The following is a 21,294-nucleotide window of genomic DNA, read 5'->3' as shown; positions in this document are numbered from 1 at the left end:
CGGTTCGCTGCATGCGGCCGAAGCGGCATGCACGGCTTAGCCGGAACGCCGCGCGGCCTTGCCCTTGCCCGCCTGCTGTTTTCCACTCCCTGTTTCGGCTTCTCGCCATCCCGTCATCCGCGCTCTAAGCCGCACCAGCGCCTGACCGTGGATCTGACAAACCCGCGACTCGGTCACGCCCAACACCGCGCCGATTTCTTTCAAATTCAATTCTTGCTCGTAGTAAAGCGACATCACCAATTGTTCGCGCTCGGGCAAGTTGCCGATCGAATCGACCAGGGCGTGGCGCATGCCCTCCTGCTCGACGCGTTCTTGCGGTTCCATACCGTCCTGATCGGCCACATCGAAGGCCGCGCCGCCTTCGTCGTCATCGGGCGCGGTAAGGCTGAGCAGGCGTGCACTGCTGGCGTCGGCAAGAATCTGGTGGTACTCCTGCGCGGTGATACCCAAACGCCGGATGACCTCGGCATCGGCGGCATCGGCGCCGGTTTCGTTCTCGATCTGGCGCACCGCTTCGGTGACCTCGCGCAATTTGCGATGTACCGAACGCGGGGTCCAGTCGGTTTTGCGCAGCTCGTCCAACATCGCACCGCGAATACGGATACCGGCGTAGGTCTCGAAGCTGGCCGAACGGTCGGTGGCGAAATTTCGCGCGGCCTCCAGCAAGCCGATCATGCCCGCCTGCACCAGGTCATCCACATCCACGCTGGCCGGCAACCGGCCCATCAGGTGATAGGCAATACGCCGCACCAGGGGAGCATGCCGGCGCACCATGTCGTCACTGCTTTCGCGTTGCAGTTGTAGATATTCGGAAGCCACGCTCATCTCACCACCCCGTCGCCAATGCGGCCTGACCACCAAAAAAGGCGATGCGGTCATGACTCGGGCGCTCAGGTTCTCCCCATGTATCGACCGCCCCTGCCAATTGCTTGAATCCTTGTGCTGAACGACTGCCCGGCGCGGTATCGACCACCGCGCTCTGGCGGCGGATGGCCTGCCGCAGCTGCTCGTCGTGCGGCACCATGCCGACGAAGTCGAGCGTTACGTCGAGAAAGCGGTCGCTGACCCGTGCCAGCTTGGTGTAGAGCTGCCGTGCCTCGCCGGCATGGCGCACCATGTTGGCCAGCACGTGGTAGCGACGCACGCCGAAGTCGCGGCTAAGTACCTTGATCAAGGCGTAGGCATCGGTCATCGAGGCCGGCTCGTCGCACACCACCAGGATGACGTCGTCGGCAGCGGCGGCAAACAGCGCCACGTTGTCGGATACCCCGGCGGCGGTATCCACCAGCAAATACTCCGGCGGATGCACCAACTCGTCGAACGCGCGAATCACCGCGGCGTGTTCACCATTGCCAAGCTGCGCCAGCCGGCGCGCACCGGAACCGGCCGGTATCACCTTCAAGCCATGCGGCCCAGGCAAGAGCAGATCTTCCAGGCCGCAACTGCCGTCGAGCAGATGGCCGATATGCCGCGACGGGGTCAGCCCCAGCAACACATCGAGATTGGCCATGCCCATGTCGGCATCCAGCAACATCACCTCGCGGCCGGCCATCGACAAGGCCATGCCCAGGTTCACCGTCACCGTGGACTTACCCACGCCGCCTTTGCCACCGGCGACGGTAATGGTGCGGCAACGGCGCCGCGGCCGCTCGCGCAACCCGGCGGCCTGGTCGGGATGAACTTGATCTTGATGGGCGGCCAGCAACGGGAAAATACGATTCAAGCCCCACGCCTGATTCATCGACACCACTCCCATCAGGCGGTCGCCATGGCAAGGCCGAAACGCTCGGCCAGCTTGAGGTCATCGGCCGCTTTGTCTTCGGCCACGGGCTGTTTCAATGCTTGCGCGGCACGACAAACCAGCACGCGCGCATCGGCGGCGGCAATGTCTTCGGGCACGCGCTGGCCATCGGTGATGTAGTCCAGCGGCAGCCGATGACGGATCAACATGGACAACGCGCCGCCCAGGCTCGGCGCCTCGTCCAGCTTGGTCAGAATGCAGGCCTGCGGCCGCAACGGCAGGTAAGCGCGCAAGGTCTCATCAAGGGCTTGCGCCTGGGCATTGGCCGCCAGCACGACACAAGTACGCAGCGCGCCGGCATCGCGCAGCAACGTCATTTGTTGTTGCAGGCGCGGATCACTGCCAGCAACACCGGCGGTATCCACCAGCACGGTATGCCGGTCGCGCAAGTTATCCAGCACTCGGCGCAAACTGTCGGCATCGTGCGCCGGATACACCCTTACACCTAATAGACGGCCATAGTGTTCAAGCTGCGCGGCGGCACCGATGCGGTAGTCATCGGTGCTGACCAAGGCCACCCGAGCCGCGCCATGACGCAACACCGCCTGTGCCGCCAGCTTGGCGATCGTCGTGGTTTTACCGACACCGGTCGGCCCGACCAGGGCGGTTACGCCACCATCGGCAGCCAGATCGCGGCCACTCACCGCAAGGCTGCGGCTAAGCACGCCCAGCGGTAGATAACGCGCCTGCTCGGCACTGAGTTGCGACGGCAATTCGTCGACCAGCCGCCGCGCCACATCCGCCTCGATACCCAGCCGGGTGAGATCGCGCAAAATTCGCGCACGTTGCGGATGGCGACGCTCCAAATCGTTCCAGCCAAGACTGGACAGCTGTGTCTCCAACAAGCTGCGCAAGTCGCCGAGTTCCGCCCGCATGCGCGCGGTATCGTGCGCGGCACGCTCCATCATCGGATGCAGCAACACGGTTTCGGTGGGTCTGGCTTCCGCCGCCGGCGGCAACGGTGGTGGCGAACGCAGCATCGAGGGCGCGGCAACACGGGGTTCGCCCGGTCCTGTTTCCACCGGCGTTTTACTCGCCACCGATTCGCCGCCGCGCTCCACCGGCAACGGCGCACCATGGCGCGCAGCCTCGCGCACCAGCGCCTCGTCGTAGTCGACCGCGGCGATAATTTCGATACCTTCATCCAAGCGCCGGGTCGAAAGAATCACCGCATCCGGCCCCTGCTCTTCACGCACCCCGCGCATGGCTTGACGCATATCCGGGGCGACGAAACGTTTGATTTTCATGGAGTGGGCTCGGCGAGCGGGGAACGGGGAATGGGAAACAGGGAACGTGTGGGTTGCACGGGGCCGCGTCGGTAACAACTACATCGATGCGTATCGATGGGTGTACTTGCATCTCGCGCTGCTCGCCCGCCATCAGCGAAAGCAGCTTTCAGCTGGACGCGAAACGTCGAAGCTCGCGACAACACACAAGCTCCCCGTTCCCTATTCCCCGTTCCCGGCTTCAAGCCTCCTGCGAGTGGGGAACGGGAAACGGGGGACAGGGAACGTGTGGGTTGCGCTGTGCAGGGGAAGTACTGGCTACGTAGATGTGCATAAAGTGGCGCGCTTGCAGCTCGCACTGTTCGTCCGCCATCGGCGAAAAAAGCTTGCAACCGAACGCGGAACGCCGAAGCTCGCGACAACACGCAAGCTCCCCATTCCCCATTCCCCGTTCCCCGCCTCAAACACCCCATCACCATGTCTCCACTCACTGCCCAAGCGCCTGCACCAACCGCACCCTGCGGTTATCCGGCACTTCGTTGTAAGCCAGTACGTGCAGGTTCTGTGCCACGTGACGAGTGAAGCGTGCAAGCCATGGACGCAGTTGTGGCGCCACTAACAACACGGCGGGTTCGCCGCTCATTTCTTGCCGCCGCGATGCATCGGCTACGCTTTGCTGCAAGCGATCGGCCAGCCCCGGCTCTACCGCCGCACCGGCTACACCGCCGTTGCCTATCGAGTTGAGCAGGATCTGCTCCAGCTCTGGCGCCAAGGTGATAACCGGGATTTCGGTACCGAGACCGGCGATCTCCTGCACGATTTGACGACCCAGCGCGACGCGCACGGCCGCGCTGAGGGCGCCGGGATCCTGACTCTGCCCAGCGTGTTCCGCCAAGGATTCGACGATGCTGCGCATGTTGCGAATCGGCACCCGCTCGGCCAGCAAGTTCTGCAACACCTTGACCACCACACCCAGCGGCAGGCGCTTGGGCACCAGGTCTTCCACCAGCTTGGGCGCACTTGCGGCGAGCCGGTCGAGCAACTGCTGCACGTCTTGATGGCCGAGCAATTCGTGCGCATGGCCTTGCAACAGATGCGACATATGGGTGGCAATGACCGTAGCCGGATCGACCACGGTGTAACCCAGATTCTGCGCGTTATCGCGCTGCCCGCTCTCCACCCACACCGCCTCCAGCCCAAAGGCCGGGTCCTGCGTGGCGATACCTTGCAGCGTGCCATGCACGCGCCCCGGATTGATCGCCAGCAGGCGCTCGGTATAAACCTCCGCCTCGCCCATCGGCACACCCATCAAGGTGATGCGATAGGTATTGGGCCCAAGATCGAGGTTGTCGCGGATATGCACCGCAGGCACCAGGAAGCCCAGTTCCTGTGACAGCTTGCGGCGTACCGACTTGATTCGCCCCATCAGCTCGCCGCCCTGATTCTTGTCCACCAGCGGAATCAATCGATAACCCACTTCCAGGCCCACCGGGTCGACGCTGGCGACATCCTCCCAGCCCAGCTCCAGCCGCTCAGTGGGTGCCACCGGTTGCATCGGCTCGGCCGCGTCCTCGGCCAGCTTGGTGCGCGTCTCGCGATCGCGTTTCATCATCAGCCAGGCAGCGCCGCCACAGGCGGCACCGAGTAAGAGAAAAGCCATGTTCGGCATGCCTGGGATCAAACCCATGACACCCAGCACCACGCCGGCCACGGCCAGGGCACGCGGCTGGCCGAACACCTGGCCGATCACCTGCTTGCCCATGTCTTGCGATTTGGATACACGCGTGACGATCACCGCCGCGGCAATCGACAACATCAACGCCGGCACCTGCGCGACCAGGCCGTCGCCAATCGTCAGCAAGGTGTACGTCTTGGCCGCCTCGCTCGCGCTCAAGCCATGCTGCATCACGCCGACAAAAAAGCCGCCGACGATATTGATCAGCAAAATCAGGATGCCCGCGGTTGCGTCGCCGCGCACAAACTTCGAGGCACCGTCCATGGAGCCATAGAAGTCGGCTTCTTCGCGCACTTCCTGCCGTCGCTCGCGTGCTTGCTCCTGGGTCAGCAGGCCGGCGTTGAGATCGGCATCGATCGCCATCTGCTTACCCGGCATCGCATCCAGGGTGAAGCGCGCGGTAACCTCTGACACGCGCGTGGCGCCCTTGGTGACCACCACGAAATTGATAATGGTGAGAATCGAAAACACCACCAGGCCCACGGCAAAGTTGCCACCGATCACAAACTCGCCGAACGCCTCGATCACCTTGCCCGCCGCACCTGGGCCGTCATGGCCATTCAGCAGCACGACGCGGGTGGAAGCGATATTCAAGGCCAGGCGCAGCAAGGTCGCCATCAACACCACGGTGGGAAACGCAGCGAACTCCAGCGGCCGCATCACATAAATCACCGCCAGCAGAATCACCAGCGACAAGGCGATGTTGAAACTGAAAAGCATGTCCAGCAAAAACGGCGGCAGCGGCAACATCAGCATCGCCAACATCGCCAGCATGATGATCGGCGCGCCAACCCCGCGCCGCCCCATGGATTTAAGAGTATCGAGTGCGCCTACGGCAGCCATGGGTTATTGCCTCGCAACATTGCTATAGGGGCCAAGCAGGCTGGGATCGACCTGCGGCGATGGCGGGCTGGGCGGTTCCGCGCCCTGCGCCACCGCCTGTTTGAGCTGGAACACATAGGCCAGCACCTGTGCCACCGCCACATACAATGCGGCGGGGATTTCCTTGCCCAGTTCGGTGGTGGCATACAGGGCACGCGCCAACGGCGGCGCTTCGACCAAGGGAATACGGTGGCCAGAAGCGACCAGGCGAATCTGCTGCGCCAACACGTCGACACCCTTGGCGATGACCCGCGGCGCACGCATGCCACCGCGAAATGCGTCGGGTTGACCACCACCACATCGGCCTGCGGCAGCTCCTGCATCATCCGGCGCCGCGCCAGCTGATGCTGCACCTGGCGAATACGGTTTTTCAGCTCGGGATTACCCTCGCTTTCCTTCATCTCGTCACGCACTTCCTGCTTGGTCATGCGCTGCCGCTTGCCGTAATCAAAGCGCTGATACAAGGCATCGATACCGCCAATCAACGCCAGCACCGAGCCAAACAACAACGCCGCACGCCCCAACAGCGCCAGCGATTGCGCAATACCCGCCGGCACCGGGCCCCGCCCCGTCGCCAGCAAATGCGCCTGCGCCTGCCAGAGCAACATCGCCAGCACACCGCCAATCAAGAACAGCTTCAAAAACGACTTGGCCAGCTCCACCAGGCCACGCAAGGCAAAAATGCGCCCCAGCCCCTTGAGCGGATCAAGCCGGTCGAACTTCGGCTGCAACGCCTGGCCGCTGAAACTCAGACCGCCAAGCAAGATCGGCCCCGCCAGCGTCGCCAACATCGTCGCTATCGCCACCGGCGCAAACAACGCCATGGCCTCGCGCATTGCCGCATGCATGACGCGAGCGGGCAGCTCGTCGGAGAACAAAGCCTCGCGTGGATATTCCAGGCCCAGGCTGTAGATGCGCTTGGCATGCATGAAGGCTTTGTCGCCGCCGGCCAGTAAGGCGCTGACACCGGCTAGTACGACGAGGGCGCCGGACAGATCACGCGAGCGCGGGAGGTCGCCTTTTTCGCGGGCTTCTCGCAGGCGTTTTTCTGAGGGTTGTTCGGTGCGTTCCTGGTCGCTTTCTTCAGACATGGGAGATACCTCCTTTGTCTGTTTTTAGCGGGGGGCTGTTGGTTATGGTTTCGCGATCTGGTTCGCCTGCGGCGGGCTTTCGAACTCCTGCCGGAGTCCGAGTCACTTTTCTTTGCGTGGCCAAAGAAAAGTAACCCAAAGAAAGGCCAACCCCATACCGCGCTCTACGGGCATCCTGCCCTTCGAGTACGTGTGGCTGCGCCGAGCTTTTCGACAGGGCTCCTGCCCTGGCGAAAAGGCATCGACATCCGTGTCGATGCCCCTGCGGGCTTATTCGTCCCAGCCTCACCGCGGTATAGGGGCCCCAAGAGCAGCGCGCGTCCTGCGCGCACTCGGGTGCGACTGCAAGCAGTCGCCGGGCGATGAAGGATTCGGTGTCGTGACGGCTGGCAGCACTACTCCCTCCCCTGCTTGCAGGGGAGGGTTGGGGAGGGGTGCCATCTTGCGGCAAGCCCTCACCCCCTCCCAGCCTCCCCCTACAAGCAGGGGGAGGGGCAGAAGCGGCAAGGTTGGGAATCAACGCGAACACCGAGTGCTGCGCCTTCTTCTCCTGCCTCAGCCTCAGCCTCAGCCTCTGCTTCTGTTCTTGATCTTGATCTTGATGTTGCCCTTGATGTTGCCCTTGACCTTCGGGGCCCCTGTGCGTCGGTGAGGGCTGGACGATCAGGCCCGCAGGGGCATCGACACGGATGTCGATGCCTTTTCGCCAGGGCAGGATGCCCTGTCGAAAAGCCCGGCCAACCCTCACGCACCCGAAGGGCGACGCACCGGGGATGGCCTTTCTTTGGGTTACTTTTCTTTGGCCACGCAAAGAAAAGTGACTCGGCCTCCGGCAGGAGGGCGAAACCCCGCCGCAGGCGACAATCTCGCCACACCCCAAGCTAAAGCCCCCAACTTCAAATAAAGAAGAGCCGCCCAAGCGATTAGCGCCCACCAAACAAAGCACGCATCACCCCCCACGCCTCCTGCTGCAACGAATCAAACGCCCCCGGCAAACTCCCCAACGCCAACCACAACGCAATCAAGCCCAGACAAAGCGTGATCGGAAAACCTACCGCAAAAAGATTCATCGACGGCGCCGACCGACTAATCGCCGCAAACCCGATATTCACCACCAACAACGCACTCATCGCCGGCAACGCCACCCGCACTGCACCGCTGAACAACTGCGTGGCAAACGCCAGCACCGCATACAAGCCATTCGCATTGATCGTTTCAGCGCCTAATGGCAAGGTCTCAAAGCTGTCGGCAAGCAAGGCGATCAAACGCAAATGACCATTCATGCTGAGAAACAGCAGCGTCACCAACAGCAAATAAAACTGGCTCAGTACCGGCGAGCTGCCGCCACCCTGCGGATTCACCACCTCGGCAAAACCCAGGCTCATGCTTTGCGCAATCAATTGGCCGCCCAAAGCCACCGCCTCGAACACCAGCTTCAATACAAAACCGACCGCCGTGCCAATCAACACCTGCCCCACCATGATGGCGATGCCCGCGGCACTCAGCGGATCAAACGTAGCCGGCGCCATCGGCACCAGCAGCAAGGTCAACAGACATACCAGCGCCACGCGTATACGCGCCGGAATCACGCTGGAGCTGAATACCGGGGCGATCAGACACAGGCCACCGACCCGGCCCAGCGCCCATAGGAAACTGCCCAGCAGCAAAGGTAGCTGGGCGAGATCGGCGCTGGTTACGGTGACGCCATTCACCTCACGGCACTCGGCAGGCTCTCGATCAACTGCCGGGTGAAATGCACCAGGGTGCGTAGCATCCATGGCCCCGAGATCACGCCGACCGCCGCCATGGCAATCAGCTTGGGGATAAAACTCAAGGTCATTTCGTTGATCTGCGTCGCCGCCTGGATCACGCCGATCAGCAAGCCCACTGCCAGTGCGGTAAGCAACAGCGGTGCGGCAATCATCATCGCGATATAAAGCGCGTGTTGACCGAACTCGATAACTGACTCTGGGGTCACCGTCTGGGTCCTTACATGGGCTAGCTGCCGATGCGTGGCAGCGGCGGTCGTCACGCCTGCTGCAAGTGGCATGCCATGGGCGGAAACCGCATCAGGCCTGGATGCAGCCCTGTCCGGCGATGATTGCTTGACGGCGGCACATCGCCGCCGTGGCGATGGCGTCGGAGTTTCGACACCCGCCGGATAACCATCGCGTGATCGACCACGCAGCGCCATCTGCAAGATGAATGCACGCTACGACCACAGGTCAACCGGATTCGAAACCGTGCCGTTTGCTGCCATCGACATCGGCCCCACCGATGTCTCCCATGCAGAAAATCTTATTTCTTCCATAGCCGTACCGTCCCCCTGATGTTCAACCAGTGGAGTCTTCATGGAAAAGCGTTTGCCTTTCTGCACGACCGCGCTCGTTTGCGCGCTGGCCTTTGCCCATACAGCTGCAGCTCAGGCGCCTGCAGCGACCACCTACGCCATCGACAGCCTGAGCGGTGACGTAACCGCACACGAGGTGGATACGTTCATCACCGTCACATCGAGCGTCAAGCCCATCCCGTTTCAGCAATGGGGGCCTAACGGCGTGCATAACCAGCTGGCCGACTTCAAATACGGGCCGACGCTGCAGTCGATCAACTACCTGTATGAAATCACTCGCGAACTGCCTGCCCTCGCCAGGGAAAACCGACAGCTGATCGATCTGGCGATGCAATGGAGCGAGACCTGGCTCATCCATCGCAACGATCTCCCGGCCGGAGAACACCGGGTCATGTGGACCAAGGACCTGGCGCCGATCTGGCCGCCGGATGCGCCACCATCTCAGTATGCGGGCTGCGAAACGGCGGAAACCACCGGGCTCATCGCCGATACGGCGCTGAACATTCTCCGCACCCCGGCCATCTGGAACGACGTCGTGCCCGATGGCGACCCGAACCACTACGGCGCGACGTACCTGGAGCGCGCGAAGACTTACAAAGCCATGCTCGAATTCACCATGGCGAGCTTCTTCGATAAACAGTTTCTCGACACCAGCACGCTGACGATGAAACACCCCAGCTCGCCGATCTACAACGGCCCGAACAACGTCAATGCCGGCTCCAACAACGTCAACGCATGGAATCGCGGCATGATGTTCATGCATGCCTACCAGACGATGGGCCAGATCGAGGAGCAGTCCGGCGGCAATGCCACCCTGGCCGCCAAATACAAAAGTGTCGTCAAACGCTGGACCCAACTGTTCGTACAGAACGCGAAACCGATCAAGGCGCCGGATGGCACTCCGGTATTCGACTGGGGCTACGGCAACTACGGCGATACGGTGGGCTACCTGACCAGCGAGCAGAGCAACATCCACGCGCAGTACGACATCTGGGGACTGACACGCGCCTATCGCGCGGGCTATACCGATGTCACCGCGCAGCAAATGAAAACCTATGCCGACACCATCGTGCATGAGCTGATGTTGCAGACCACCACGGATGGCGCCGGGATATACGCCCCCACCATCGACCGCCAGGGCGATTCCAGCGGCAACACCTACAACTATCTCCCCGCGGGCTTTATGTATCTGGTGCCATACAACACCGCGATCTATCTACCCGGCGCAAAAGCCGACCTCGATACCGGGCGATACAAAAATGACGCCGGTATCACCGTCTCCATCCTGTGGGCCAAGCACTGGCTGGCCTTGCATCACGGCTGAGCCGAAAGCCTGACCTGAAGTCAGCGAAACCGCGCACCCGCCTCCGGTAAATGAAAAACTCACCGGCAAGCGGGTGCGTGTTTACGCGAAACTCGAGGCCAGGGTACCGAGCAACAGCGTCCAGCCATCGACCAAGACGAACAACATGATCTTGAACGGCAGCGAGATAATCATCGGCGAGACCATCATCATGCCCATCGACATCAGCACGCTCGCCACCACCAGATCGATAATCAGAAACGGGATGAATAACAAAAATCCCATCTGGAATGCTGTCTTCAACTCGCTGGTCACAAAGGCCGGCATCGCCACGCGAAACGGCACGTCGTCTTTGCTGGCGTAGGGTTGCTCTTTGGCCAGGCGCGTGAACAACTGCAAATCGGCGTCGCGTGTCTGGTCGAGCATGAAATGCTTGAACGGCGCCGAGGCCAGCGGCAACGCCTGCTCGGCACTGAGCTGGCCATCCATATAAGGTTTCACGCCATCGTGATAGGCGTGTTCGAGCACCGGCGACATCACGAACAGGCTGAGAAACAACGCCAGCCCCAGCAATACCTGATTGGGTGGCGTCGACTGCGTACCCAACGCCTGCCGCAGGAAACCCAGCACGATGATGATGCGGGTAAACGACGTCATCATCAGCAGAATCGCCGGCAACAAGGTCAGCACCGTCATCAGTGCCAGCAGCTGCAGCGATATCGTCCAGTTCTGCCCGCCGCCCGCCGCGTTCTGTACGTTTAACGCGGGAATGCCCACAGGGTCAGCCCAGGCCGTCAGCGGCAACAGCGGCAACAGCACCATCAACCAGCGCAGATACTTCATGGCTTGCGCTTCCACGCGGCGAGCACGTCGCTGAAGTTAAAAGGTGCTGCCGCCGCCGTGGATTCGTCCTGCTCGGGTGCCGCTCCGTCATAAACGTGCAGGGTACGCATGCCGGCAGGCCCCAGGCCGATCAGCAAACGCTTGCCGTCGGCATCCAGCAACAGCACCCGCTCGCGCGTACCCAGTGCAAAGCTTTCAACACAACGGATACGCCGACCGCCCGGCTGCGCGCGCCCTTGCACACGACGACTCAGCCAACCGGCGGCAAAAATCAGCGCAACGATGCCACCCAGGCTCAACAGCATGCGCAGCAGCTCAGCGCCCATATTGAGTTCAGGTGTTGCAGGGGCGATCAAGGCAAGCATGGCGGTCACCGTAGTTTGCGCACACGCTCGGCCGGGCTGATCACGTCGGTCAAGCGAATGCCGAACTTCTCATTGATCACCACCACCTCGCCATGCGCGACCAGGGTGCCGTTGACGAATACATCCAACGGCTCACCCGCCGCACGATCAAGCTCCACCACCGAGCCCTGGTTGAGCTGCAACAGATTGCGGATGCTGATACGCGTGCGCCCGACCTCCATCGCCAGTGTTACCGGCACATCGAGAATCATGTCGAGATTGACCTCGACACCCTCGCTGGTCAGACCGCCCAGGTTATTGAGCTCGTCATGTTCGCTGTCCGCACCCACGCTTTCACCCTTCGGATTCATATCGTTATTCATTTAGCGAAACTCACTTGGCTGACTCATACAGGGCTGCGTCATTCAGGGGCGTGTTCGGTGAACGATTCACCCGACGAGCGCGCACCACGCCGCCCCGCCGGCTCGTGGAATCGCACCGCGCTGCGGCCATTGGCCTGACCGTGACGACCACGAAATACCGGAACGTCTTCGGCAAACACGGTGGAAAGCTCGGGCATCTGTACCGGAATCACATCGCCGGGACGCAGGCGCAGAAACTCGCCGATGCTGATCTGCAACTCCAGCAACAACGAGCTCAGCTGCACTTCGGCATCCATCACCTCTTCGTGCAGGCACTCCGCCCAACGGTCGTCGCGCTCGACCCGGTCGCTCTGCACACCGGCATCGAGCAAGGTGCGGATGGGCTCGACCATCGCATACGGCAACGTCATGTGGATCTCGCCGCCACCGCCGTCCAGCTCGACATGAAAGCGCGACACCACCACGGTTTCGGTCGGGCTGACGATATTGGCGAACTGCGGATTGATCTCCGCATTCAGAAACTCGTATTGCAACGCCAATACCGGCGCCCAGGCCTCGGTCATGGCGGCGAACAGCTCCGCCAAGACGATCTGGATCACCCGGTTTTCGGTAGGCGTGAAATCGCGACCTTCGATACGTGCGTGATAACGGCCGTCGCCACCGAAGAAATTGTCGATGATGGAAAACACCAGGCGCGGCTCGATCACCGTCAAGGCTGTGCCGCGCAAAGGTTTGACACGTACCAGGTTGAGATTGCTCGGCACCGCCAGCCCATGCACGTACTCACCGAACTTAAGCATGCGCACGCCGCGCACCGATACCTCGCAGGTCTTGCGCAACACGCTGAAAATGCCGGTGCGAAAGAAACGCGCAAAGCGGTCGTTAATCATTTCCAGCGTAGGCAGGCGCCCACGCACGATGCGGTCCTGCTGGGTGAAGTCATAAGTAACGACCGATCCCGGCGGCAACGGCTCGTCACCACCGGTGGCGACCGCACCGCCATCCACACCCTCCAGCAGGGCATCGATTTCTTCTTGCGAAAGCAGATCGCTCATCAGTCGCGGCCCTACTGCATGACGAAGCTGGTGAAGTACAAGGCATCAATGCCAGGCTTGCCCAGCTTGTCCGCCACAATTTTCTGCACCGCTGCCAGCGCCTTGGCCTGCAGCTTCTGCTTGCCGTCGGTGCTGCTTATCTCGGCACCATCCTGGCTGCTGAACAGCAACACCAGCGCATTGCGAATCACCGGATCGGCATCTTTCGCCGCCTGAATCGCTGTCGCATCGTGTGACATCAAGGTCACCCCCACCTGCAGATAACTCATCGATTCTTCGTTGCGAAAATTCACCACGAAGGCTGGCTCCAGGGCCAGATAAAGCTCAGGCGCCTTCGCCTTAGCCGCCGACTTGTCATCCACCTGTGTCGATGCGCCCGCCTGCCTCGACTCTTTGTGCAAAGCGAACAAGGCATAGCCACCCGCCGCGGAAACCAACAACAAGATCACCAACAAAATCACCACCCAACGGCGACTGACTCCTTTTTTGACCGGCGCAACATTCGGCGTGGATTCGGCAACAGCCATGAACTACCTCGTATCAACATAAAGACTGGGCGCGGCCATGCGCCTGATAGTTGGGTAGTTAGCAAACGCTGTGCCATGCGGGGGATGTGAGTGGTGATGCGGGTTGGGGGTGGTGTTGATTTGGGGATGGCGTTTTCTTGACGCGTGACGGTGGGGTGGCGTGACGCGATCCTGGCGGCGTGTTTTCTCGCTTGCTTGTGGTGATATCGCGAGCTTGTTCGCCTGCGGCGGGGTTGGCTTGTTTGTGATCCTGTCGCGAACTGGCTCGCCTGCGGCGGGCTTTCGAACCCCTGCCGGGGCCCGAGTTACTTTTCTTTGCGTGGCCAAAGAAAAGTAACCCAAAGAAAGGCCAACCCCGCTTGTCGCCCTTCGGGTGCGTGAGGGCTGGCCGGGCTTTTCGCCAGGGCTTCCTGCCCTGGCGAAAAGGCATCGACGTCCATGTCGATGCCCCTGCGGGCCTTGTCGTCCAACCCTCACCGACGCACAGGGGCCCCGGAGGGCAAGGGCAACATCAAGATCAAGAACAGAAGCAGAAGCAGAGGCAGAAGCAAAAGCAGGAGAAGAAGGCGCAGCGCTCGGTGTTTGCGCCGATTCTCAACCTTGCCGCTTTGGCCCCTCCCCCTACTTGTAGGGGGAGGCTGGGAGGGGGTGAGGGCTTGCCGCAAGATGGCACCCCTCCCCAACCCTCCCCTGCAAGCAGGGGAGGGAGTAGTGCGGCGGACCCTCACGACGCCGAATCCTCCATCGCCCGGCGACTGCTTGCAGTCGCTCCCGAGTGCGCGCAGGACGCGCGCAAGCTCTTGGGCCCCCTTTGCCGCGGTGAGGCCAGGTCGACAGGCCCGCAGGGGCATCGACATGGACGTCGATGCCTTTTCGCCAGGGCAGGAGCCCTGTCGAAAAGCCCGGCCCAGCCGCACGCACTCGTAGGGCAGGATGCCCGTAGAGCGCGGCATGGGGGTGGCCTTTCTTTGGGTTACTTTTCTTTGGCCACGCAAAGAAAAGTGACTCGCCCTCCGGCAGGAGGGCGAAACACGCCAAAGGCGACAACCTAGCCACAAAGTACCCAACAAGCGATCACTCAGCGCAAGACCCATTCAAGCAAACGCATCCACCAATCCCACTCCCACCCGCTGCAACAAAACCTCCTGCTCGCCACCCGTGCCATCGACATCCCGTACATCGCCTGTCGCCTGCCCATGAGCGGCGCCGCCCTGACCTTGCTGCCCCACGTGTGCCTGCCCCAGGGAAAGTCCCTGGCCGGCGAGCATGGTGTCGAGTTGGGTCAGGCTTTGTTGTACGGCAGTGACCGCGGCGGGGTGTTGGGCAGTGAAACTTACATCGACGCGGCCATGTTCGACGCTGACTTTCACGTCGAGTTGGCCGAGTTCTTCCGGGTGCAAACGGATGCGGGCTTGCTTAATGTCTTGGCCGCCGAGCCAGGCGACTTGCTGGCTCAGTTCTTGGGCGAAGGTGGCGCTCGCAACGGGGGCTTGCATGCGCAAGCTGTGTGCTGCGGAGTTGTTGGCCTGACTGGCATCCAGCGACAGGGAGGTCGTCATCGCCTGCATATCGGTGGTGGCTGCATCTTTGTGCGAGGCACGTTCGGCGGGTATCTCGTTGAGTGCCGGCATCATCGCGGCCCCTGCCGCCGTGATGGCTGCTGGGATGGTCGTGGAGGCTGCGTCGGCGGCGATCACGCCGTTGGCCTGGAGCCCGGCGGCCGCTGCACGGCCTGGCAGATCGCCTTTCGCCTCGCTGCGCGCGGGCAAGGCATGGGGTGCCTGTCCGAGCATCGACAGCATCGCGGCGGCCAGCGTCGCGGTATCACCTTCACCGGCGGGATGGCTGCCGTCGGTGGGATGCTTGCCGGCGTCGATGTTGTCGCCGGCAACCGGCGGCAGTGGCGCGGGTGTCGCGACCGCTGTTGGCAACGCTGGCAAGGTCAGCGGGGTCATCCGTTGCAGTTGCCGCGCCTGTTCAAGCTGGCTGTCGAAGTCGTTCGTTGGCGCGGCTGACGCGGCCGGCTCGCTGTCGGGGGAATCGTTGCGGCTGGCACCCGCCGCAGCGGGCGGATTCGGTGACGACGACCTGGAAGCGCCCTGATGGGATACCGGTGATTTCATGACATGCCTGCCTGACGAAGCAGTGCCCGCAGAGGGGCTGGAAGGTGCGGCAACAGGAGCTTGAATAGTCATGGCGTGCAGCTCATGGCGAAAAAAAATGGGGGTCGGATAAAAAGGATTCGCCATCGCTGGCGGGCGGCTCGTTGCCCGCCGAAGACGCCGTGCCGGATGTACGCACCGGCCCGCGCCGGTATTGCATGCGCCGCACGCCAACCATCGCTGGCCAATGCCAGCTGCCGGCGCAGGCGCTCCAGCTCGATCAGCTGTTGCGCGATGGCCCGATCGATGCGTTCGACGAAGTGTTGCCGGTTGAGCAAGGCCTCGACACTGAGGCCTCCCGCCACCGCGCCCAAGGCGTACTCGCTGTGATAACGTTGCAGCTCGGTCATTTGCTGTTCGGCCTTGAGCAGGCGTTGCTGCTGTTCGGCCAGCCGTTGCAAGGCTTGCTCGCGTCGTTCGCGGGCCTGCTCGGCAGCCGGTTGCAGGCGTTGCGAACGGGAGGTCATGTCTCGATGCCCGCGGTAATACCGTTCAAGGTCTCGATAGCGGCATGCAACGGCATCGGCTCATCGACTTCTTGTTGTAGAAAGCCGCGCAGCGTCGGCCACAAGGCAATCGCCTGATCCACATGCGGATCGGAGCCTCGTTGATAGGCGCCTACGGCAATCAGGTCGCGCTGTTGCCGGTAGGCGGAGTAAACCTGGCGAAAGCGCTGCGCCGCACGCAGGTGCTCGCGTGTTACCACTGCAGGCATCACGCGGCTGATCGAGGCTTCGATATCGATCGCCGGGTAGTGCCCGGCTTCGGCCAGATCGCGCGACAACACGATATGGCCGTCCAGAATCGCCCGCGCCGCGTCGGCAATCGGGTCATGGCGATAATCGTCGCCTTCGGTCAGCACGGTGTAAAAGGCGGTGATCGAGCCGCGCCCTTCGGCATCGTTACCGGCACGCTCGACCAGCGCCGGCAGCAACGCGAACACCGAAGGCGGATAGCCTTTGGTGGCCGGCGGCTCGCCTATCGCCAGGGCGATTTCGCGCTGGGCCTGGGCATAGCGAGTCAATGAATCCATCAACAACAGTACGCGCTGGCCGCGGTCGCGAAACCACTCGGCTATCGCGGTGGCATATTGCGCGCCACGCAGGCGTTTGAGCGGCGGCGCATCGGCAGGCGCCGCGACAATGACCGCGCGCGCGCGGCCTTCGCTACCGAGGGTGTGTTCGACAAACTCCTTGACCTCGCGGCCGCGCTCGCCAATCAAACCGACCACCACTACATCGGCATCGGTATAGCGCGTCATCATGCCGAGCAAGGTCGACTTGCCGACACCCGAGCCGGCGAACAGGCCCAGGCGCTGGCCGCGGCCAACCGTAAGCAGTGCATTGATCGCGCGCACGCCCACATCCAGCGGGGTATCGATGGGCTTGCGTGCCATCGGGTTGATCGGCTCGCGCTTCAGCGCGGCGTGCTCTTCGCTGTCCAACGGGCCGGCACCATCCAGCGGCACGCCATCGGCGCCGATCACCCGCCCAAGCAAGGCCAGCCCTACCGGCAATCCGCCTGCGCTGGCGCAGGGCCGCACCCGCGCAGTGGGCATGACGCCGTGCATTTCGGTCACCGGCATCAGCAATAGTCTTTCGTCGGAAAAACCGACGACTTCGGTCTCCAGCTCGGCACCCGCCGCCGTCGCCACCAGGCAACGCGCGCCCAAGGCAGCCTCGCAGCCCTCGGCTTCCAGGGTGAGGCCGACGACGCGGCGCAGGCGCCCTTGCACGGTCAGCGTGGGGGTGGTTTCCGCGCGCTGACGGCGGCGGGCCAGGCGTTGCTGCCAATGCATTCATGCGGCGTCCTCGTTCGCACCATCGATCTCATCGACGCCGGGAAGGTCGGCACCGAGCACGGCATCGACGATGGCAGACAGGCGTGTCTCGACACGCGCGTCCAGCCGCGAGCGCTCGCTTTCGAGTACGCAATCGCCGCGCGCGAGTTCGGGGTCGGCCAGAAGTTGCCAGTGCGCTTCACTGGCATCGAGTTCGCGCAGCAGGTTCAGATCATCCGGATGCAGGCGCACGCGCAATGCGCGGGTGGCCGTCGGCAATGCCAACGCGGCTTGACGCACGGCCTGCACGATCAATGCCGGCGTCAAGCTGAGCTCGCGCGCAATAACCCGGCGTGCGGTGACCATCGCCAGCCGTGCCAGCTCTTGTTCGGTCGCATCGTCGAAGGCCTGCAGCGGTCGTGCCGCGGCATCGAGCAAGGTTTCGAAACGGGCCATTTGCGCGCGCAAGGACTCATCGGCGGCGGTGCGTCCTTCAGCCAGTCCGGCGGCGTAGCCTTCGTCGCGCGCCTGTTGCTCCAAGGCTTCCAGATCGCGAACCGTGGGCTGCGCCGGCGCATCGCTGACCTTGGGCTCCGGCGGCAGCGCTGTTCCCACCTGCGGCGGAGCCCAGCGGGTAAAACCTTGCAACTGCTCGCGACTGAGCACTTTGCCGTCAGTAATCATGCGCACTGTCCTGCACGGCCGGCACGCATGCTGTCATAGCTTCGGCAGCATCGGCCTGCGCTAGACAAACTCATCGCCGCCACCGCTAAGGCTGATCTGGCCGGCATCGGCCAATTTGCGGGCGATGCCAAGCACTTCTTTTTGTGCGGCATCGACTTCGCTAAGACGTACCGGCCCCTTCACTTCCAGGTCATCGCGCAACATATCGGCGGCGCGGCTGGACATGTTGGCGAAGATTTTTTCGCGCACCGCCGACTCGGCACCCTTGAGCGCGATCACCAGGCGCGCCGATGGCACTTCGCGCAGCAGGGTTTGCATGCTGCGGTCATCCAGCTCGGCCAGGTCGTCGAACACGAACATCAGCTCTTCGATGCGGCCGCCCAGGCTGGCGTCCTGGCCGCGGATAGCCGTCATCAACTCGGCTTCGCGGCTGGTTTCCATCGCGTTGAGAATATCCGCCGCCGCTTTCAAGCCGCCGACGTTGGCGGACTTGAGCTTGTTGGTATTGCCGGAAAATTGGCGCTCCATGATTTCATCGAGCTCATTGAGCGCATGCGGCTGTACACCATCGAGGGTGGCGATACGCATGACGGCATCGCTGCGCACGCGCGGTTGCAGGTAGCCAATGACCTCGGCGGCTTGATCAGGTTCGAGGTGCGCCAGCACCAGGGCAATGATTTGCGGATGCTCCTGGCCAATCATCTCGGCGATGGCCCGGCTTTCCATCCACTTCAGCGACTCCAGCCCCTTGCTGCTGCGGCCGAGCAGAATCCGGTCGATCAAGCCACCGGCCTTGCTCTCGCCCAAGGCGTTGACCAGAATCTTGCGGATGTAATCCTCGGTGCCGACGCCGAGCGAGGTATGCCGGCCCATGTCTTCGTGCAGCTTGTCCAGCACATGCTCGACTTGCTCGCGCGACACACTGGACAGCCCGGCCATCGCCGAACCTACGGCTTGCACATCGCGTGCGCTGAGATGCTTCAGCACCTCGGCGGCATCTTGCTCACCCAGGGTCAGCAGCAAGATCGCCGCGCGCTGCGCGCCGGTCACGTCCAATTGATTAGCCGCCATCGTCGCTCACCCAGCTCTTCACTACTTGCGCCACTTGTTTGGGGTTTTCGCTGACCATGCGTTTGGCCGAGCTGATTTTTTGTTCGTAGGCCACCGCCGCCGGTGCGGCAAGCCGGTCAGGCAAACCGAGGCTGGCGCCATCGAGCGGGTCGTCATCGATGCGCACCGACACGGTGGGTAACGCAGATGACGGCGCCGGCAAGGCCTTGCTGGTCTCGGGCCCGCGGACCAGCCCGCGCAACAACGGACGCAACAGGCCGAAGGCAATCAACACCGCCAGCAGTACACCGGCGACTTGCTTGAGCAGATCCAGCATGCCGGGTCGCTGCCAGAACGACGGCCCCGGCGGCTCGCCTTCATCGGCCACTTGCTGAAACGGTTGGTTGATCACGCTGACGCTGTCGCCGCGTGCCTCGTTGTAACCCACGGCGTTGCGCGCCAGTTCGGTCAGATGTTGCAGCTCTTGCGCGGTGAAGGGTTCGCTTTTGTTGCCGCCCTTGGCTTTATCGCCAGGGCTGACTGATTTGTTGTCGACCAGCACGGCGACGGTAAGCCGGGCCAGGCGGCCGGCCGGATCGCTGACGTGACTGATGGTGCGATCCAGTTCGTAGTTGCGGGTGGCACTGCTGGAAGTGGAGCCGTTGGCGTTTGCCTGACTGCTGTTTGTCGCGGCGGGCGCGGCACCCGGCTTGGCGGCGGTCGGTTGCGCCGTGGCGGTGGGCGGCTGGTTGCTTAGTGCACCCGGCACGGCGCCGCGGTTGTCGTTGTGCTGCTCGCTGTTGGTCTGCTCACTGCGCAGGGCCGGCTTGTCATGCCCAAAGGTTTCGGTGGCCTTCTCGGTCTGGCTGAAATCGAGATCGGCGTAAACCTGCGCGCGCACTTTGCCGGCACCGACCAGCGGCGTCAGCAAGGCTTCCACGCGTTGCGCGTAGGTGTTTTCGATGCGCGTTGCCATGCGCAGGCGGGTATCGCCAATGGCGCTGGGGCTATCCGGGTCGCTCACCGTCAGCAGCTGGCCTTGCTGGTCGATGACCGAGACCTGCCGCGGGTCCAGATCCGGCACGCTGGCGGCTACCAGATGGACGATAGCGGCGACCTGGCTGGCATCCAGCTGGCGCCCTTGATATAGCGTCAGCAGCACCGACGCGCTGGCCTGGCGATTGTCGCGAATAAACGCCGAGGGCTTGGGTAGCGCCAGATGCACCCGCGCGCTGCGCACCGATTGCAAGCCGGCGATGGTATTGCCCAGATCGGTTTCCAGCAGCTGTTGATAACGGGTGCGCTCAGCCAGGTCGCTCATGCCGAACGGTGAATCGTTAGCCGGCATGCTGGTACTGCCCGCAGTGCCTTGCGGCAAACCTTGCGCGGCGAGTTTCAGCCGCCACGCGGCCAGATCGGCGGCCGGCACCGAGATCGAACTGCCATCGGCACTCAACTGGTAAGGCGTATTGCCGGCTTGCAATGCCTGCGTAATGGCGGCGGCATCTTTGGATTCCAGCCCGGCATACAGCAAACCATAGCTGGGCCCACGCGACCACAACACGATCGCCACGCCAAGCGCCACGGCTGCCGCCACCGCTACCAGCAATAGCAATTGCCGGGCTGCCGGGGTCTGCGCGATATGTTTCAGAGAAACCAGGCGCGACTCGCCTGGACTCTGGGCAATGGCGGTCTCAGCCATATAGACGGCTCGGCATCGGCAAGGCTCTTGAACAGTGAATAAGTGCAGTCAGCGTCATGCTGACCAAAGCGAGATCCATCACGCATGAAGCCTGATGCGGACGGTCGGCATCAAACCGGCATGTTCATGATGTCCTTGTAGGCATCGACCAGCTTGTTGCGCACTTCGATCAAGCCGCGCAACGACAAATCAGACTTTTGCACGGCAATCATGGTGCGGCCCAGATCAGCACCGGCATCGCCGCGCTCAAAACTTGCGGCGAGCTTGCCGGCTTCGGCCTGGTTGTTGCCAACGGCAGCGATCGACTGTTGCAGCAGCGCACCGAAATCGCCGCCTGCTGTCGGCGCAGCTGCTTTGAAAGCGGCCTCCGGCATGC

At 62.6% G+C, this 21,294-nt stretch carries 19 protein-coding genes and 1 pseudogene; 1 reads left to right on the top strand and 19 read right to left on the bottom strand.

All coding sequences use genetic code 11. The features are described 5' to 3' along the window. Positions 1 to 36: 36 nt before the first annotated feature. From OUZ52_RS17205 to fliQ, 7 genes and pseudogenes are all read right to left on the bottom strand, one after another. Positions 37 to 825: an RNA polymerase sigma factor FliA gene (locus OUZ52_RS17205; RefSeq protein ID WP_266159770.1), complete on the bottom strand. Its 789-nt coding sequence runs from the start codon at positions 823 to 825 to the stop codon at positions 37 to 39. A 1-nt stretch (position 826) separates the two neighbouring features. Continuing rightward, on the bottom strand, positions 827 to 1,723 hold the full coding sequence (locus OUZ52_RS17200; protein ID WP_266159769.1) for a MinD/ParA family ATP-binding protein: 897 nt from the start codon (positions 1,721 to 1,723) through the stop codon (positions 827 to 829). A gap of 32 nt (positions 1,724 to 1,755) precedes the next feature. Continuing rightward, on the bottom strand, positions 1,756 to 3,048 hold the full coding sequence (flhF, locus tag OUZ52_RS17195) for a flagellar biosynthesis GTPase FlhF (RefSeq protein ID WP_266159768.1): 1,293 nt from the start codon (positions 3,046 to 3,048) through the stop codon (positions 1,756 to 1,758). 466 nt (positions 3,049 to 3,514) lie between these two features. Continuing rightward, positions 3,515 to 5,605 (bottom strand): flagellar biosynthesis protein FlhA, encoded by a 2,091-nt coding sequence (flhA, locus tag OUZ52_RS17190; RefSeq protein WP_266159767.1) that lies wholly within the window; start codon positions 5,603 to 5,605, stop codon positions 3,515 to 3,517. 3 nt (positions 5,606 to 5,608) lie between these two features. After that, positions 5,609 to 6,735 (bottom strand): annotated as a pseudogene (gene flhB, locus OUZ52_RS17185) (flagellar biosynthesis protein FlhB). Between the two features lie 923 nt (positions 6,736 to 7,658). Then, on the bottom strand, positions 7,659 to 8,447 hold the full coding sequence (gene fliR / locus OUZ52_RS17180) for a flagellar biosynthetic protein FliR (protein ID WP_266159766.1): 789 nt from the start codon (positions 8,445 to 8,447) through the stop codon (positions 7,659 to 7,661). Further along, the gene (gene fliQ / locus OUZ52_RS17175; RefSeq protein ID WP_266159765.1) at positions 8,444 to 8,713 is read right to left on the bottom strand and encodes a flagellar biosynthesis protein FliQ; all 270 of its coding nucleotides are present in this window, start codon (positions 8,711 to 8,713) and stop codon (positions 8,444 to 8,446) included. The genes fliR and fliQ overlap by 4 nt, the downstream gene beginning before the upstream one ends. 373 nt (positions 8,714 to 9,086) lie before the next feature. Here fliQ and OUZ52_RS17170 point away from each other — a divergent pair, with 373 nt between their 5' ends. Next, on the top strand, positions 9,087 to 10,409 hold the full coding sequence (locus OUZ52_RS17170) for a hypothetical protein (RefSeq protein ID WP_266159764.1): 1,323 nt from the start codon (positions 9,087 to 9,089) through the stop codon (positions 10,407 to 10,409). 81 nt (positions 10,410 to 10,490) lie between these two features. Here OUZ52_RS17170 and fliP read toward each other — a convergent pair whose 3' ends face one another. The 12 genes from fliP to fliE all read right to left on the bottom strand — a co-directional run. After that, the gene (gene fliP, locus OUZ52_RS17165; protein ID WP_266159763.1) at positions 10,491 to 11,231 is read right to left on the bottom strand and encodes a flagellar type III secretion system pore protein FliP; all 741 of its coding nucleotides are present in this window, start codon (positions 11,229 to 11,231) and stop codon (positions 10,491 to 10,493) included. After that, complete coding sequence (locus OUZ52_RS17160) at positions 11,228 to 11,596, bottom strand: FliO/MopB family protein (RefSeq protein ID WP_266159762.1); 369 nt, start codon at positions 11,594 to 11,596, stop codon at positions 11,228 to 11,230. The genes fliP and OUZ52_RS17160 overlap by 4 nt, the downstream gene beginning before the upstream one ends. 5 nt (positions 11,597 to 11,601) lie before the next feature. Further along, on the bottom strand, positions 11,602 to 11,946 hold the full coding sequence (gene fliN, locus OUZ52_RS17155) for a flagellar motor switch protein FliN (RefSeq protein WP_425493873.1): 345 nt from the start codon (positions 11,944 to 11,946) through the stop codon (positions 11,602 to 11,604). A 50-nt stretch (positions 11,947 to 11,996) separates the two neighbouring features. Continuing rightward, entirely contained in the window at positions 11,997 to 13,013 is a 1,017-nt protein-coding gene (gene fliM / locus OUZ52_RS17150; protein ID WP_266159760.1) for a flagellar motor switch protein FliM, read from the bottom strand. A gap of 11 nt (positions 13,014 to 13,024) precedes the next feature. Continuing rightward, positions 13,025 to 13,540 (bottom strand): flagellar basal body-associated FliL family protein, encoded by a 516-nt coding sequence (locus OUZ52_RS17145; protein WP_266159759.1) that lies wholly within the window; start codon positions 13,538 to 13,540, stop codon positions 13,025 to 13,027. Positions 13,541 to 14,634: 1,094 nt separating this feature from the next. Further along, the gene (locus OUZ52_RS17140) at positions 14,635 to 15,663 is read right to left on the bottom strand and encodes a flagellar hook-length control protein FliK (RefSeq protein WP_266159758.1); all 1,029 of its coding nucleotides are present in this window, start codon (positions 15,661 to 15,663) and stop codon (positions 14,635 to 14,637) included. Positions 15,664 to 15,731: 68 nt separating this feature from the next. Then, complete coding sequence (locus tag OUZ52_RS17135) at positions 15,732 to 16,169, bottom strand: flagellar export protein FliJ (RefSeq protein ID WP_266159757.1); 438 nt, start codon at positions 16,167 to 16,169, stop codon at positions 15,732 to 15,734. Beyond that, positions 16,166 to 17,500 (bottom strand): flagellar protein export ATPase FliI, encoded by a 1,335-nt coding sequence (gene fliI, locus OUZ52_RS17130; RefSeq protein WP_266159756.1) that lies wholly within the window; start codon positions 17,498 to 17,500, stop codon positions 16,166 to 16,168. Before fliI ends, OUZ52_RS17135 begins: the two co-directional genes overlap by 4 nt. After that, entirely contained in the window at positions 17,501 to 18,166 is a 666-nt protein-coding gene (locus tag OUZ52_RS17125; protein WP_266159755.1) for a FliH/SctL family protein, read from the bottom strand. A 60-nt stretch (positions 18,167 to 18,226) separates the two neighbouring features. Then, on the bottom strand, positions 18,227 to 19,216 hold the full coding sequence (gene fliG / locus OUZ52_RS17120; protein WP_266159771.1) for a flagellar motor switch protein FliG: 990 nt from the start codon (positions 19,214 to 19,216) through the stop codon (positions 18,227 to 18,229). Between the two features lie 10 nt (positions 19,217 to 19,226). Next, positions 19,227 to 20,918 (bottom strand): flagellar basal-body MS-ring/collar protein FliF, encoded by a 1,692-nt coding sequence (gene fliF / locus OUZ52_RS17115; protein ID WP_266159754.1) that lies wholly within the window; start codon positions 20,916 to 20,918, stop codon positions 19,227 to 19,229. Between the two features lie 110 nt (positions 20,919 to 21,028). Next, the coding region (gene fliE / locus OUZ52_RS17110) for a flagellar hook-basal body complex protein FliE (protein ID WP_266159753.1) at positions 21,029 to 21,294 on the bottom strand (266 nt) is incomplete at its 5' end.

Source organism: Dyella silvatica, from assembly GCF_026283955.1.
Lineage (GTDB): Bacteria > Pseudomonadota > Gammaproteobacteria > Xanthomonadales > Rhodanobacteraceae > Dyella_C > Dyella_C silvatica.
Note: the sequence above shows the minus strand (reverse complement) of the source record. Positions and strands in the feature narration are given on the sequence as shown.

Excerpts from the sequence above, each read along its gene's own strand:
- OUZ52_RS17205 (WP_266159770.1), bottom strand. The coding sequence starts at position 825 with ATGAGCGTGGCTTCCGAATATCTACAACTGCAACGCGAAAGCAGTGAC.
- flhF (WP_266159768.1), bottom strand. The coding sequence starts at position 3,048 with ATGAAAATCAAACGTTTCGTCGCCCCGGATATGCGTCAAGCCATGCGC.
- flhA (WP_266159767.1), bottom strand. The coding sequence starts at position 5,605 with ATGGCTGCCGTAGGCGCACTCGATACTCTTAAATCCATGGGGCGGCGC.
- OUZ52_RS17170 (WP_266159764.1), top strand. The coding sequence starts at position 9,087 with ATGGAAAAGCGTTTGCCTTTCTGCACGACCGCGCTCGTTTGCGCGCTG.
- fliP (WP_266159763.1), bottom strand. The coding sequence starts at position 11,231 with ATGAAGTATCTGCGCTGGTTGATGGTGCTGTTGCCGCTGTTGCCGCTG.
- OUZ52_RS17160 (WP_266159762.1), bottom strand. The coding sequence starts at position 11,596 with ATGCTTGCCTTGATCGCCCCTGCAACACCTGAACTCAATATGGGCGCT.
- fliN (WP_425493873.1), bottom strand. The coding sequence starts at position 11,946 with ATGAATCCGAAGGGTGAAAGCGTGGGTGCGGACAGCGAACATGACGAG.
- fliM (WP_266159760.1), bottom strand. The coding sequence starts at position 13,013 with ATGAGCGATCTGCTTTCGCAAGAAGAAATCGATGCCCTGCTGGAGGGT.
- OUZ52_RS17145 (WP_266159759.1), bottom strand. The coding sequence starts at position 13,540 with ATGGCTGTTGCCGAATCCACGCCGAATGTTGCGCCGGTCAAAAAAGGA.
- OUZ52_RS17140 (WP_266159758.1), bottom strand. The coding sequence starts at position 15,663 with ATGAAATCACCGGTATCCCATCAGGGCGCTTCCAGGTCGTCGTCACCG.
- OUZ52_RS17135 (WP_266159757.1), bottom strand. The coding sequence starts at position 16,169 with ATGACCTCCCGTTCGCAACGCCTGCAACCGGCTGCCGAGCAGGCCCGC.
- fliI (WP_266159756.1), bottom strand. The coding sequence starts at position 17,500 with ATGCATTGGCAGCAACGCCTGGCCCGCCGCCGTCAGCGCGCGGAAACC.
- OUZ52_RS17125 (WP_266159755.1), bottom strand. The coding sequence starts at position 18,166 with ATGATTACTGACGGCAAAGTGCTCAGTCGCGAGCAGTTGCAAGGTTTT.
- fliF (WP_266159754.1), bottom strand. The coding sequence starts at position 20,918 with ATGGCTGAGACCGCCATTGCCCAGAGTCCAGGCGAGTCGCGCCTGGTT.